Annotated in this window: 14 protein-coding genes; 6 read left to right on the forward strand and 8 right to left on the reverse strand. The window is 64.2% G+C overall.

What is annotated here, in order from left to right:
* Nucleotides 1-23: 23 nt before the first annotated feature.
* Nucleotides 24-344, reverse strand: coding sequence for a hypothetical protein (locus tag CN673_RS18385; protein WP_198586055.1), 321 nt, complete (start codon nucleotides 342-344; stop codon nucleotides 24-26).
* A gap of 133 nt (nucleotides 345-477) precedes the next feature.
* Between CN673_RS18385 and CN673_RS18390 the strand changes: the two genes are divergently transcribed.
* Nucleotides 478-1446 (forward strand): alpha/beta hydrolase, encoded by a 969-nt coding sequence (locus CN673_RS18390; RefSeq protein WP_099867926.1) that lies wholly within the window; start codon nucleotides 478-480, stop codon nucleotides 1444-1446.
* Nucleotides 1447-1448: 2 nt separating this feature from the next.
* Here the strand turns inward: CN673_RS18390 and CN673_RS18395 are convergent, their stop codons facing one another.
* Nucleotides 1449-1877 (reverse strand): hypothetical protein, encoded by a 429-nt coding sequence (locus CN673_RS18395; protein ID WP_099867871.1) that lies wholly within the window; start codon nucleotides 1875-1877, stop codon nucleotides 1449-1451.
* Nucleotides 1878-2023: 146 nt separating this feature from the next.
* Between CN673_RS18395 and CN673_RS18400 the strand changes: the two genes are divergently transcribed.
* Nucleotides 2024-2371, forward strand: a complete 348-nt coding sequence (locus CN673_RS18400) for a DUF952 domain-containing protein (RefSeq protein ID WP_099867927.1) — start codon at nucleotides 2024-2026, stop codon at nucleotides 2369-2371.
* Nucleotides 2368-3459 (forward strand): quinone-dependent dihydroorotate dehydrogenase, encoded by a 1092-nt coding sequence (locus tag CN673_RS18405; protein WP_099867872.1) that lies wholly within the window; start codon nucleotides 2368-2370, stop codon nucleotides 3457-3459. The genes CN673_RS18400 and CN673_RS18405 overlap by 4 nt, the downstream gene beginning before the upstream one ends.
* Here the strand turns inward: CN673_RS18405 and CN673_RS18410 are convergent.
* The gene (locus CN673_RS18410; protein WP_245409988.1) at nucleotides 3449-4804 is read right to left on the reverse strand and encodes an MATE family efflux transporter; all 1356 of its coding nucleotides are present in this window, start codon (nucleotides 4802-4804) and stop codon (nucleotides 3449-3451) included. The genes CN673_RS18405 and CN673_RS18410 overlap by 11 nt on opposite strands.
* Before the next feature lie 115 nt (nucleotides 4805-4919).
* Here CN673_RS18410 and CN673_RS18415 point away from each other — a divergent pair, with 115 nt between their 5' ends.
* Nucleotides 4920-5816, forward strand: a complete 897-nt coding sequence (locus tag CN673_RS18415) for a histone deacetylase family protein (protein WP_099867928.1) — start codon at nucleotides 4920-4922, stop codon at nucleotides 5814-5816.
* A gap of 3 nt (nucleotides 5817-5819) precedes the next feature.
* Here the strand turns inward: CN673_RS18415 and CN673_RS18420 are convergent, their stop codons facing one another.
* The 5 genes from CN673_RS18420 to CN673_RS18440 all read right to left on the reverse strand — a co-directional run bounded on the left by CN673_RS18420 (nucleotide 5820) and on the right by CN673_RS18440 (nucleotide 10309).
* Nucleotides 5820-6305 carry a CAP domain-containing protein gene (locus CN673_RS18420; protein ID WP_157928947.1) on the reverse strand — a complete coding sequence of 162 codons (486 nt, stop codon included), beginning with the start codon at nucleotides 6303-6305 and terminating at the stop codon, nucleotides 5820-5822.
* Nucleotides 6306-6310: 5 nt separating this feature from the next.
* Nucleotides 6311-6577: a DUF6460 domain-containing protein gene (locus tag CN673_RS18425; protein ID WP_099867929.1), complete on the reverse strand. Its 267-nt coding sequence runs from the start codon at nucleotides 6575-6577 to the stop codon at nucleotides 6311-6313.
* 117 nt (nucleotides 6578-6694) lie between these two features.
* Complete coding sequence (locus tag CN673_RS18430; RefSeq protein WP_099867875.1) at nucleotides 6695-8329, reverse strand: cisplatin damage response ATP-dependent DNA ligase; 1635 nt, start codon at nucleotides 8327-8329, stop codon at nucleotides 6695-6697.
* Nucleotides 8330-8342: 13 nt separating this feature from the next.
* On the reverse strand, nucleotides 8343-9266 hold the full coding sequence (locus tag CN673_RS18435) for a hypothetical protein (RefSeq protein ID WP_157928948.1): 924 nt from the start codon (nucleotides 9264-9266) through the stop codon (nucleotides 8343-8345).
* A gap of 32 nt (nucleotides 9267-9298) precedes the next feature.
* Nucleotides 9299-10309, reverse strand: coding sequence for a ligase-associated DNA damage response exonuclease (locus CN673_RS18440; protein WP_099867877.1), 1011 nt, complete (start codon nucleotides 10307-10309; stop codon nucleotides 9299-9301).
* A 97-nt stretch (nucleotides 10310-10406) separates the two neighbouring features.
* Between CN673_RS18440 and CN673_RS18445 the strand changes: the two genes are divergently transcribed.
* Together CN673_RS18445 and CN673_RS18450 are read left to right on the forward strand one after the other, a co-directional pair.
* Complete coding sequence (locus tag CN673_RS18445) at nucleotides 10407-11417, forward strand: class I SAM-dependent DNA methyltransferase (protein WP_099867878.1); 1011 nt, start codon at nucleotides 10407-10409, stop codon at nucleotides 11415-11417.
* Nucleotides 11418-11460: 43 nt separating this feature from the next.
* The gene (locus tag CN673_RS18450) at nucleotides 11461-14037 is read left to right on the forward strand and encodes a ligase-associated DNA damage response DEXH box helicase (RefSeq protein ID WP_099867879.1); all 2577 of its coding nucleotides are present in this window, start codon (nucleotides 11461-11463) and stop codon (nucleotides 14035-14037) included.
* The last annotated feature ends 29 nt before the right edge of the window (nucleotides 14038-14066 follow it).

Raw genomic sequence — 14066 nt, forward strand, 5'->3', positions numbered from 1 at the left:
GCCACGCAAAATGGTTTCTGCCGTCATCCACCGCGGCTGTCGGACGACGCCCCGGCCAGCGCGGCCCTCAAGCGGGGCCAGCGCGCGACGATCCACACCACGAGCCACAGGTTGCCGAGAAATGGCAGAGGCAGGCACCAGGCCACTGTCGGCACGACACCGCGCTCGAAAAGCGCAATGATCACGGCGCCGATAACGAGCCCGAGATAAAGGTCGGCGAGCGTCACCCGACCCCACGGATCGGCAAGCAGGAAGCTGCCTGCCGCCCCGAAGTCGCCGGTCTGAAATGCGTAGAGGATAAGAGCGCCGAGACCGATGCCGAGCAATGCGATGACGATGCGCATGGTGCCTCCTTTCATACCGAGCGATTGCGTTGGGGCGCACCTGCCTTATGGTGCGCACGCGCCCTCTCACATGGCGCAGAAAGCCGTCGGGACCAGGAGGCATGCCTTGAACGATCCGCAACGCCAGCCCGCGATGACGCTCGACCCGGCCTGGTTCGACCCGGCGAACGTGCCGGCCGAAACGGCCCGGTTCAACGCCGACCTTGTCGCACGACTGTCGAAAGGCCCCGATGTCTGGTCGCGCCCGCTGGCGGACGTGCGCCAGGCAAGAGCGGCGGGCCTCGGGACATTTCCCCTGCCACCGCCCGATGCGGCGGCCGAGTGTGCGACGATCGAGGGCAAGCACGGACCGATCCAACTGCGCCTGATGCATCCCAAAACCGCACGGCCACGCGGCACGTACCTGCATTTCCACGGCGGCGGCTGGGTGATGGGGTCCGCCCGCGAGAACGACGACCGCCTGCGCAGGCTGTGCGAAGCGGCGCGCCTTTCGATCGTTTCGGTCGATTACCGCCTCGCGCCGGAAAGCCCCTACCCGCAGGGTCCCGACGACTGCGAGACGGCGGCGCTGTGGCTTATCGGGGACGGCGGCGCCGACCTTGAACGATCGTTTCTTGCCATCGGCGGCGAATCGGCCGGTGCACACCTGGCCGCGGTGACGTTGCTGCGTCTGCGCGAGCGCCACCATGCGAGCCCTTTTGCGGCGGCGCTGATGACGGCCGGCTGCTACGATCTCTCGCTGACGCCGAGCGTCCGCAACTGGGGGGACGAAAAACTCGTCATCAACACGCGCGACGTGGAGCAGTTCGTCGCGCATTTTCTGGCGCGCGGCGGCGATGCCGCATCGCCCGACATTTCGCCCCTGCACGCCAATCTGGAAGGCATGCCGCCAGCCCTGTTCTCCTGCGGCACGGCCGATCTGCTGATCGACGATACGCTATTCATGGCAGCGCGCTGGCTGGCTGCCGGCAATCGCACCGGCCTGTCCATCCACCCCGGCGGCTGCCATGTCTTCCAGGCATTCGATACGCAGCAGGCCCGCCTCAGCCTGCGGGAGATGGAGGATTTTCTGTCCGCCGCGGCCGATACATCATCCGCCTGAAATCAGGTTCGATCGGGCGCAGGCTCGCTGTTCTCTTCGCCGTCGAAATCACGATTGAGATCCTCGACGATCGAGAAGAACCGGCGCATAAACGTCTCCATGATGCCCATGGTGCGGTCGATTTCCTCGTCCGTCGGCAGCGCATCGCCGTCCCGTGCGCCATCTCCAATCGCCGACTCGAGCGCCGCGACCCTGTCTTCCAGCGAATCGAGTTGTCTTTCGAATGCCTCGCGGTCGTCGGCAGCCAGTTGGCAGACCATCTGCTCGCCGCGCTCGCGGCAGATCGAGACTTCTCCCGTCATCGTGTCAAGACGCACATAGCCATCGTCGGTCGGGTTCATCGTGTAACGATTGGCATCTTGCGCAAGGGCCGGGATAGCGAGGGCTGCGGTCAGGAGACCGCCGCAGATCATGGTCGAAATCCGTGCCATGGATGTCAGGTCTCCAGGTGTTTGCGGCGCCCGAATGCGGCCAAGAGGTTATCCACTGGAGCGCCACCGATCATGGTTGCATGCCCATATGGCATTGAAAGGCGTCCAAAATAGGATATCGGTAGCGGGCAATGGAAGGGACGATCATGCATTCGACGATCTACAAGCTGGCCCCGAAAGCCCAATGGGCCGAAGCCGAGGCGCGCGGCCAGTTCACCGGAGCGCCGATCGATCATCAGGACGGCTATATCCATTTCTCGACTGCCGAGCAGGTCGAGGAAACGGCGGCAAAACACTTCAAGGGCGCCGATGATCTTCTCCTGATCGCCGTCGACCCGGCAAAGCTCGGGGATCTGCTCAAATACGAGCCATCCCGAGGCGGCGCGCTGTTCCCGCATCTTTACGGGCCGCTGCCGCTGTCGGCGGTCCTATCGGTCGAGGAGTTGCCGCTCGGCGAAGCCGGACGCCATCAGTTTCCGGAGATGAACCGGTGAGCCGCGCACTGAATGCCCTTGGCCGGGGGCTCCTGCACCGGCTCGATCCTGAGACGGCGCACGGCCTTGCCCTTCGTGCGCTGGCGAACGGGCTGGTCAGCGCACCACCGGTGCCCCGCGACAAGCGGCTCGAAACCAAGGTCGCGGGCCTGACCTTGCCAAATCCGGTCGGGATGGCTGCGGGCTTCGACAAGAACGCCGAGGTGCCGAATGAACTGCTGAAGCTCGGCTTCGGCTTTGTCGAAGTCGGCACGGTGACACCGCGCCCCCAGCCCGGCAATCCTCGCCCGCGCATCTTCCGCCTCCGCGACGACGACGCGATCATCAATCGCCTCGGCTTCAACAATGACGGCCATGAGCGCGCGTTGGCGCGCCTCAAGACACGCTCCCGCCGTGCCGGCATTCTCGGGGTCAATATCGGGGCCAACAGGGACAGCGAGGACCGGATCGCCGACTATGGGGCCGGCATCAAGGCGTTCTCCGGGGTGACCGACTATTTCACGGTCAACATTTCTTCGCCCAACACGCCCGGACTTCGCGACCTCCAGTCCGCGGAGAACCTCGAAGAACTGCTCAAGGCCGTGACCGCGGCGCGTGACGCCTCGTCCAACATCTCGGGCAAGCGCATCCCGATCTTCCTGAAGGTCGCGCCGGACCTTGACGACGAGGGCATCGAAACGATCGCAAGGTCGACCGCTGGCATCGACGGCATCGTCGTGTCCAATACGACAATCGCACGACCGTCCCTGCACGATGCCGACAAGGCGCGTGAAACGGGCGGGCTATCCGGCCGGCCGCTTTTCGAGCGCTCGACCATCGTCCTTGCCCGGATGCGCCGTGCCATAGGCCCCGAGATGCCGCTCATCGGCGTCGGGGGGGTCGACGGAGCCAAGACCGCGCTCAGCAAGATCATGGCCGGGGCCGACCTCGTCCAGCTTTACAGCGGCTTTATCTTCCGCGGTCCGACGCTGATGAACGAGATTCTCTCCGGTCTCATCGAAACGCTCGATCGCGATGGCGAAGACTCGATCGCCGCCTATCGCGACCGCGAAACCGAGGAGTGGGCAGCACGCCCTCTCACGGCGTGAACGTCTCGTCCGCTCGCCGCCTGACGAGCGACAGAAGCGTCAAGCCGCGCAGGCCCAGGAAGACGTTGAACGCGGCCCAAAGGCCGTGATTGCCGGTGGATGGCACGATCAGCCAGAGCATCAGCAAATAAAGTACCAGCGACACCAGCATCATGTTGCGCATGTCGCGTGACCATGTCGCGCCGATGAAGACGCCATCCATCTGGAAGGCGAGCACGCCGGAGAGCGCGCTCAGTGCCGCCCAGACCAGATATGTATCGGCAGCCTCCCTGACGTCCGGCGCAGTGGTCATGACATCGATCAGGATCGGCCCGGCAAGGAGGAAACTGGCTGCACCGATCCCCGACAGGATAAAGCCCCAGAAAATCGTGAGCCGGATCGCCTTGTCGAACGCGGCCCGGTGATTGGCGCCGATTGCGCGACCGCCGATCTGTTCGGCGGCTGTGGCGAGCCCGTCGAGATAGAAGCTCGCGACGAAGAAGAAATTCATCAGCACCGCATTGGCCGCAAGAACGACCGGCCCGAACTGGACGCCCGCCCGCGTGAAGAAGGCGAACGCCGCCAGAAGCGCCATCGACCGGATCATGATGTCGCGGTTGAGCGACATCAGCCGCAACAGTGACTGGCGATTGCCGATTGTCGCCCAGCCGGGCGTTGCTGACCTGTCAAACCGGCTCCAGATGAAGAGGAAGCCGCCGAGGGCCCCAGTGAGTTCCGCGATGACAGTGCCCCACGCGACACCGGCCAGCCCCCAACCCAGCCCGAGTCCGAGCCAGAGCGACAGTACGACGTTGCTGCCGTTGATCGCGGCTTGCAGCAGCAGTCCGATCGTTCCCTCCCCCCGGCCAAGCACGAATCCGAGGATGGCATAATTGACGAGGGCGGCCGGTGCGGACCAAAGCCGAATGGCGACATAGGATTCGGTGGCGGCGCGCACGTCCGGGCCCGGGTCCATGAATGCAAGGCCGGCCGCCATGATCAACGGGCCGGCCAGCAGGATCGCGGTGCCGATGATCATCGCCAATGTCAGCGACCGCCAGAAGACCGCCTGCTCCTCGCGCCCGTCATCACGGCCGAAGGCCTGGGCCACGAGGCCTGTCGTCGCCGAGCGCAGAAAATTGAAGGTCGCGAAGACGACATCGAATATGATCGCACCGACAGCCAGTCCGCCGATCAGCGCTGCCTGGCCCAATTGTCCCACGACCGCCGTGTCCGTCAGCCCGATCAGCGGCGTCGTGATGAAGGCAAGCGTCATTGGCAGCGCAATGGCGACCACCGAACGGTTGGTTACCTCGAATGGGCGCGAGGCCGAAGCTGTCGCCTCACTGGGCGGGCGATTGCGCACTGCGATCGATCCTGCTGGAAAATGCAGCAACCTTGCCGCTCGCGCGCCGATTCGCAAGGGCCGTCAGCGCCCATGCACCCTCCCCGCGAGCGCCTTGCGCCCTATAACCGCAGACATGATCCTGCCCATCGTTCACACGCCGTCCTATGATGCGAACTTTCCGGCCCATCATCGCTTTCCGATGGGCAAGTACACAAGGCTCGCCGAAATCCTGAAGGTAGAAGGCCTCGCCCCGCGCGGTTTCCTCCAGCCGGACTTCCTGCAGGAAACGGCGCTCAAGCTTGCGCACGACCCGATCTATGTCGATCAGGTGATCGCCTGCGCAGTCCCCGAGAGCATCGAGAAGGTGATCGGCTTTCCCGTTTCCGAGCGCGTTTCGCGGCGCGCCCGTGCCGCCGCGGCGGGCACGCTCCTTGCCGCTCGGGTCGCGCTCGAACAGGGCCTAGCCTGCAACACGGCCGGCGGCAGTCATCATGCCCGGCGTGCACACGGCGCCGGCTTCTGCACGTTCAACGATGTCGGCGTGACAGCATCGCAACTTTTGAGCGAAGGCACCATCGGCGCCGCACTGGTCGTCGACCTCGATGTGCACCAGGGTGACGGCACGGCGGACATCTTCCGCGACGAAGCCCGTGTGTTCACGCTTTCCATTCATGCCGAGCGCAACTATCCGCATAACAAGATCGCTTCCGACATGGATATCGGACTGCCCGACGACGTGAAGGACGACGCCTATCTCGAGGTTGTCGCGCACGCTCTGGCAGGGCTTGGCGGCTTTGCACCGGACATCGTCTTCTACAATGCCGGCATCGATCCGCACGAGGAAGATCGCCTTGGCCGGCTGTCGCTGACGAATGACGGGTTGGCGCGGCGCGACCGCATGGTGATCAGCCACTTCCGTGAACGCGGCATCCCGGTCTGCGGCGTGATCGGCGGCGGGTACGGAAAGGATGTCGAGGCACTCGCCTGGCGGCATGCCATCCTGTTTCGCGAAGCTTTCAAACTGGCGTGATGGCTACCGGCCCGACAGAACCATCGCCCAATAAGGCTCCCCACCATTATTCGGATCATAGGCAACGGCGACGCCGACACCGGTGAAACGCTCGTCGAGCGTGTTGCGTCGGTGGCTGGCCGACACCTCCCAGGCACGCAGCGCGCGCTCGACCGTGTCCTGTCCGGTTGCAATGTTTTCAGCAGCCGGCAAGGCAACATCCTGGCGTTTCATCCGGCGCGGAAAATCCGCCCCGAGCCCGATATTGTGCGCCATCTGCCGGTTCTCGGCCATGGTCCGGGCATGCTCGAGTGCTGCCGCCGAGGCAGCCCGGTCGTGGCGCAGAGCCGTCTGACCGTTGGAGAGCCTGAAAGCGTTGATCCGCTCGATCGCCTCAGACGTTACGATGCGCCCCTCGACCGAGCGGGAGGACAGCGAGCCGCAGCCGGCAAGAGCTGCCAGCAGGAACGCCCCGCCGGATGCGAGAAGGGTACGACGCTCGAATGGCAAAGAGGTCAGTTCCGGTAGCTGAAGACACGCAGGACAAGGAAGATCGGGATAACCACCAATGCGCCAAGGGCGAGATAGCGCCCGACACTGCCGAACGCTTCGAAACCCAGATCCCACAGATAGAGGACGAAGTTCCGCAGCCAGTAATAGACGTCCATCGGATACCAGTTCATCGCGCTCATGATGACGCCGACAATGAACGACACGATCAAGAGCTTGATCACCGTGCGGCCCGGTGTGTCCCCTAGAAATCGCGTTACCCTGCCCGACATTGCGCTGCCCATCACTGACTGTCGCGAAGCCGACGCGGCCCGCTCTCATTCGCGCAGTTAGGTTCTCATTGCGGCCTTGGCAAGGCGTTACGCGTGTAAGGCCGTTGGCATCCACCCTCAGGGCAGCATCTTCTCCAGTGTCTCCAGCGTATCCGCCTCACGCGCCGGCTTGTCCCAGCGAAGACGCGATATCCGGGGAAAGCGCATCGCCACGCCCGACTTGTGCCGCGCCGATCGGTTGAGCCCCTCGAAGGCGATTTCGAGCACCAGGCCCGTCTTTAAGTTGGCGCGCACGGAACGCACCGGCCCGAAGCGCTCTACAGTGTTGTCGCGCACATATTTGTCGATCTGCTTCAGTTCCTCGTCGGTGAAACCGAAATAGGCCTTGCCGACAGGCACCAGCTCACCGTCTTCCGGAACGCCCTTCCAGACCCCGAATGTATAGTCCGAATAAAAGCTCGAACGCTTGCCGTGGCCGCGTTGGGCGTACATCAGCACGGCATCGATGAGAAACGGCTCCCGCTTCCATTTGAACCAAGGTCCGCGCGGCCTTCCGGGAACATACGCGCTGTCCCAGCGCTTCAGCATCAAACCCTCGATGATCGGATGAGGCGGCTCGCTGCGGAAATCGACGATCTGCGACCAGTCGTCGAACGGCACCAGCGGCGAAATGTCGAAGCGTTCCGGATCGAGATGCTGCACGAAACGCTCCAGCCGGCGGCGGCGCTCACGAAACGGCTCGGCCCGAACATCCCGATCGCCGTCCTGCATGAGGTCGTAGGCGCGGATGAAGGCCGGGTAGGATTCGATCGTTTTCGCCGAGACGATCTTGCGGTTCAGCCGTTGTTGAAGGTCCCCGAAACTGCCGATCTCGATACGCTGTCGCCCGTCATCGAGAAGATCCCCGCTGCGATGACCGACAAGCAGTTCGCCGTCCATCGATCCTTCGAAATTAAGATGCTCCATAAGGTCTGGAAAAGTCGCCGAGATATCGTCGCCGGTGCGGGTATAAAGACGCCTGACACCGCCCTCGGCCGTCGCCTGCACGCGGATACCGTCCCATTTCCATTCGGCGGCGTAGTCGGCAGGATCGAGTTTGTCGAGATCGCCATCCTCGATCGCCGTTGCCAGCATCACCGGGCGGAAGGGCGCGGCGGCGAGATTGGCGGGTTTGTCGGTGTGACCCTCGAGCCAGGCAAAAAGCGGCAGATAGGGAATGTCGAGACCGTGCCATAGCTCCTCGATCGCCGTCACGTCGACCTTGCCGAAATCAGCCAGCGCTTGCTTGGCAAGCCGCGCGGAAACGCCGATCCGCATTCCGCCGGTCACCAGCTTGATCAGCGCGTAGCGGCCGGACGCATCCAGCCGGTCCAACCAATCGGCCACCAGGGCCGGCGCCTTGGCGCGCGTTGCCGCATGCAGTGTCTCGACCACCTCAAGAAGCGTCGGCGCATCGTTCGCACCCTGGGGCCGATCTTCCCCGACGGGCCAGATCAGGGCGATGGTCTCAGCCAGATCGCCCAAGTAATCATACGACAGGGCGAAGAGGACCGGATCGACCCGTTCCTCGACAAGGCCCCGGAGCATGGCCGGCTTGATCGAGGCGATCGAAAGATCACGCGTGATCGCCGCCAGCGCCAGCCCCCGTTCGGGATCGGGCACCTCGTTGAAATAATCGACCATCAGCTTGAGCTTGCCGTTGCGCGACGGCGTCAGGACCAGCCGGTCGAGTAGCTCGGCGAACCGTTTCATCGCACCGTGCGTCTCATTGCGCGGGCACCAGTTCGATGACCTCGAAGAAGGTCGGATCGGGCGGCGCCATGCCGCGGCTCTGGCCCGAAACGAGATAGAGCGTACCCCCGTCCGCGAGCGCCACGCCGACCTTGTTGCCGAAATTGTCGTTTTCGCCATTCGTGGGCGCGTCGCGATCGTAGGTGGTCTGCGCATGGTCCTCGAGGAAGGTACGGCCCATATAGGCCCGCACGCCGTCGGCCCATGGGAAAAGCCCCGCGGTCAAACGCTCGCCGCTGACCTTGCGCACTTCCATGCCGCCCTCGTTCTCCTCGATCTCGCATCGGTGCGTTCCCACGCGGCGCGCGCCCTGATCCAGGAACCCATACCAATACACCGTGCAGCGGTAGGAACCGGGGACGACCACCGTATAGTCGAGATCGGGAGCGCCGCTCGAGACGAGGTCCGCGATCCGGTCGGTCTCGCTATCGTGGGCTTCGTCGCGCGCATCAAGGTCTTCCAGCGTTGCGGCCACTCGAGCGGACAAATCCCTGATCGAATGAAGGTCCTCTTGCGCCATCAAGCCCTCGGTCTGCTGGCATGCCGCATCGCAGCCCGATTGGGCGGCGTCGGGCGCGCTGGTCATCGTCTCGGGCGCACCTTCTGCAAGGGGCGGAATAGGGTTGCCCAGTTCCACGACCTTGCTCGCCTTGTCCATGACACAGACCCGCTCGACGCGCTCGCCGTCTTCGCTGCCGCTGACGACGGCAAGCCCATAGGTCTGTGATCCGAACGGATCGACCCGGATTTCCGGTTCGATCATGCGCTCACTCGCAAGGGCCAGACATTCCCGCGTGATGGAGAGGCGAAATTCGTCCCAGGCAGCGGGCGATGCCGCAAGGGCGGGCGCGGTGAAGCTGGCCGATGCAAGGGCCGCAAGCAGTACCGAACGCAACATGATGAATTCCTTTGATGTATCGGGGTCAAAAATCACTCGGCTTCATCCTCGTAACCGATCAGGTGAAGCGGACGGGCGCGGATGCCTTTCGTTTCGCACCAGCGCACCAGCGCCTCCTCGCGCCCATGCGTCACCCATACCTCGGAAGGCGCGATGGTGGTGATGGTGTCCACCAGTTCGTCCCAGTCCGCATGGTCCGAGAGGATCAGCGGCAGCTCGACACCGCGCTGCTTGGCCCGTTGCCGCACCCGCATCCAGCCTGATGCGAAGCAGGAGACCGGATCGGGAAACCGCCGCGCCCACCGGTCTGCGAATGCCGATGGCGGCCCGACGACGATCGCGGCGGCAAATGCGCCTTTGCTTGCGTTATCGACTGTGGCAGGAGCGAGCGGGCCGAGCGCAATGCCCTGGCTTTCGTAATAGTCGCAGAGCGTCTTGAGCGCCCCGTGGATATAGATCGTGTCCTCATGCCCTTCATCGCGCAAAAGACGGATGACGCGCTGGGCCTTGCCAAGTGCATAGGCACCGACAAGATGCGCCCGATCCGGGAACTGTCGCAGCGAACGCAGCAGCTTCTGGATTTCGGCGCGGTCGTCCGGGTGTCGAAAGACCGGCAGCGCGAAGGTTGCTTCGGTTATGAACACATCGCAGGCGATCGGCTCGAAGGCTGCGCAGGTCGGATCGGGCCGCGGCTTGTAGTCGCCCGAGGCGACAATTTTCATTCCGTCCTTCGCAACCGCGATCTGCGCCGAGCCAAGGACATGGCCGGCCGGATGGAAGGAGACGTCCACCCCGTTGATCGTCAGCGCTTCGCCCAAGGCGGCCACTTGCCGCTCCTTGGCGAAATCCGCACCGTATCGGATCGCCATGATGTCCAGCGTCTGCGCCGTTGCCAGGACGCGCACATTGCCGGGCCGCGCATGGTCGGCATGCCCGTGTGTCACGAGGGCGCGCTCGACCGGCCGCACCGGATCGATGTAGAAATCGCCGGGCGGACAATAGAGGCCTTCCGGCCTTGGTTGCAGAAGATCTTCAGGGCGCATCTGGTTCTAGATAAGGCGCCAGGAGTGCGGCGAAAAGGCGCTTGCCTGTTGCAACGTTTGAGCGCATAGCAGCGCCGCCCTCCTGCTAGGCCTGTTCATGACACCGAAAAATCTCACTTCCGGCGACCTTGTCGCCGACCGCCGCGCGGACTACGCGCGCATGCTGGCCGATGCCGGTGATGCTGCTGCTGCCGCCGATCTCATGGGCCAGGCGCTGGCGATCGCCCCCGACTGGCCGGCCGGCTGGTTTCAGCTTGGGCGCTACGCAGAGAGGGCGGGTCTCATCGAGACGGCCGGCGCGGCTTACCGCGAAGTCCTCAGCCTGTGCGATCACGACGTTTTCGGCGCGGAACTCAAGCTTGCCGCGCTTGGCTGCGCGGCGATGCCGAGCCAGCCGCCGAGCCGCTATGTCGAAAGGCTGTTCGACGACTACGCCGCACGTTTCGACAAGGCTCTTGTCGAAGGGCTCGGCTATTCCATTCCCGAAAAGCTCGCCGATCTCATTTTCTCCCATGCCCCCGATCAGTTCGCGACAGCGATCGATCTTGGCTGTGGCACCGGGCTTCTCGGCGAGCGCATTCGCCACCGCGTATCCTTTCTCAAGGGCTACGACCTGTCGCGCGGCATGCTGGTGAAGGCGCAGGAAAAGAAGATCTACGACGTCCTGGCACAAGCCGATCTCAAACATTCGGCACAGCAAGGCGGCGTCCCGCTGCCCCAGGACAGTCAGCAACGCGCCGACCTCGTGACGGCAGCCGACGTTCTCATGTATTTCGGCGATCTGACCCCGGTCTTCCAAACCGCCGCTTCCGTCATGGTTCCAGGCGGACTTTTCGCATTCTCCGTGGAGGACGACGAAGCCGATCGATGCTGGGACCTGCGGGCCTCGCTGCGCTTTGCGCACGGCGAGAGCTACGTGCGGCAGCTCTGCGCGCAAAATGGCTTCGAGGTTGTCGAGATGCGGCGCAGCCCCATCCGGCGCGATGGCGAGGAGACCATCATCGGCCTCTTGACGCTGACCCGCCGCATCGCATCGCTGCCTACGCTTGCGACACCGGTGGACGCGCAGACGATCTCGCCCGTTCAGGAAGGTCCGCTCCTCCACTAAGCGAAGCTTGGCGAATGCACCCGGCCGGCCTACCTGTTAGGCCATGAAGCACGATGCACCGCCCTTTCGCAGCCATACCGAAGAGCCGATCGGCGGTGCGGGCGAAGTATTGCCCGACCCTTTCCTGCGCTGGTTTCAGGCAAGGGGCTGGCAACCTCGCCCCCATCAGCTCAAGCTGCTGGCACTGGCAGAAGCCGGCGCCTCCACCTTGCTGATCGCACCAACGGGCGCGGGCAAGACGCTTGCCGGTTTCCTGCCCGCACTGGTCGATCTCACGCGCCGCGGCAAGCGCCAGCCCGGCGCCGCCTTTCAGGGCATACACACGCTCTACATTTCGCCGCTCAAGGCACTTGCCGTCGACATCGAGCGCAACCTTGCCCGCCCCGTTGCCGAGATGGCGCTGCCGTTGACGCTGGAGACGCGCACCGGTGACACGCCCTCCGCCAAGCGCGCCCGGCAGAAGCACACGCCGCCCGACATTCTCCTGACGACGCCCGAGCAACTGGCACTCCTGCTCGCCAATGGCGATGCGGAGCGGTTCTTCAAGGATCTGCGCTATGTCGTCTTCGACGAATTGCATTCGCTGGTGACCTCGAAGCGTGGTCACATGCTGGCGCTCGGTCTTGCGCGTCTGCGCCGCATGCGGCCGGCGCTTCAGACGATCGGCCTGTCTGCAACTGTCTCAAAACCTCATGAGCTTCAGGCCTGGCTTGTTGCGCAGGATGGCGACGTGCCACGTCTTGCCGAGTGCCTGCGCGTTGACGGCGGCGCCAAGCCGCACATCTCGATCCTCACCAGCCAGGAACGCGTCCCCTGGTCCGGCCACTCCGCGCGCTATGCGACCGCCGACGTCTACAAGGCGATCAAGGCGCATCGCACCACCCTGCTTTTCGTCAACACGCGCAGCCAGGCGGAACTCCTGTTTCGCGCGCTTTGGGACGTCAATGAGGACACGCTGCCGATTGCGCTGCATCACGGCTCGCTCGATGTCGGCCAGCGCCGGCGCGTCGAAACGGCGATGGCGCAGAACCAGCTCCGTGCGGTGGTGGCGACCTCGACGCTCGATCTCGGCATCGACTGGGGAGATGTCGACCTCGTCGTTCATGTCGGAGCCCCCAAGGGTGCAAGCCGCCTGGCGCAGCGGATCGGCCGGGCCAACCACCGCATGGACGAGCCGAGCCGCGCGCTGCTCGTGCCGGCCAACCGGTTCGAGATCATGGAATGCCAGGCTGCGCTGGACGCCAACTATCTCGGCGCACAGGACACGCCACCCTTGGCCGAGGGCGCTCTGGACGTTCTGGCTCAGCATGTCATGGGCATGGCCTGCGCAGCGCCCTTCGATGCCGACGATTTGTACCGGGAGGTCGTGTCGGCAGCGCCCTATTCCGGCCTCGACCGCGACACTTTCGAGCAGGTCATCGACTTCGTGGCGACAGGTGGCTATGCGCTGAGGACCTATGAGCGCTATGCCCGCATACGCAAGACGAAGGAAGGTCGGTGGCGCGTCAGCCATCCGCGCTATGCCCAGCAATACCGGCTCAATATCGGCACCATCGTAGAGGCGCCGGCGCTCAACGTGCGGCTCAGCCGCCGCCGGGGCGGAACGGCGACGGCGTTGCGCGGCGGGCCGGTGCTGGGCAAGATCGAGGAATATTTCCTCGAAACCATGGTCGCCGGCGACACCTTCCTCTTCGCCGGCAAGGTGCTTCGCTTCGAGGGCATCCGCGAAAACGAGTGCATCGTCTCCAATGCGTCCGGCGATGATGCGAAGATTCCGGTCTATGCCGGCGGCAAATTCCCGCTCTCGACCTATCTGGCCGAGAAGGTCCGCACCATGCTGGCTGATCCGGCCTGCTGGGCGGCGATGCCCGGCGGCGTCGGTGAGTGGCTGAGGATCCAGCAGCAGAAATCGGTCATCCCCTCGCGCGAAGACCTTCTTGTCGAGACGTTTCCACGCGGCCGTCGCTTTTACATGGTCGCCTACTCATTCGAAGGCCGGCTCGCGCACCAGACCCTCGGCATGCTGCTCACGCGCCGGCTCGAACGGGCCCGCAAACGGCCATTGGGCTTCGTGGCGACCGACTATGCCCTTGCGATCTGGGCGCTCGACGACCTCGGCGCCGCGTTCGAAGCGCGCCAGCCGGCCCTTTCGGATCTCTTCGACGAGGACATGCTGGGCGATGATCTGGAAGCCTGGCTGGACGAATCCTGGCTCCTGAAGCGCACCTTCCGAAACTGCGCCGTCATTGCGGGCCTTATCGAGCGGCGCCATCCGGGCAAGGAGAAGACGGGGCGGCAGGTCACCGTATCGGCCGATCTGATCTATGACGTCCTGCGCACGCACGAGCCGGACCATATTCTGCTCAAGGCGACGCGCGCCGATGCCGCCACGGGCCTGCTCGATGTCGGACGGCTGGCGCAGATGCTCGCCCGCATCAAGGGACATATCCGCCATCAGCCCCTGCAGCGGATCTCACCGCTCGCGGTCCCGATCATGCTGGAAATCGGAAAGGAGTCGGTGGCGGGCGAAGCCAGTGATGCGATACTGGAAGAGGCATCGGACGATTTGATTGCCGAAGCGATGGGCGAATCGGCTATGGCAGCATGGAACGAACCATGATCGGACCCGCTGCCTCGCCTCATGCCGAC

This window comes from Neopararhizobium haloflavum (assembly GCF_002750855.1).
Classification (GTDB): Bacteria; Pseudomonadota; Alphaproteobacteria; order Rhizobiales; family Rhizobiaceae; genus Georhizobium; species Georhizobium haloflavum.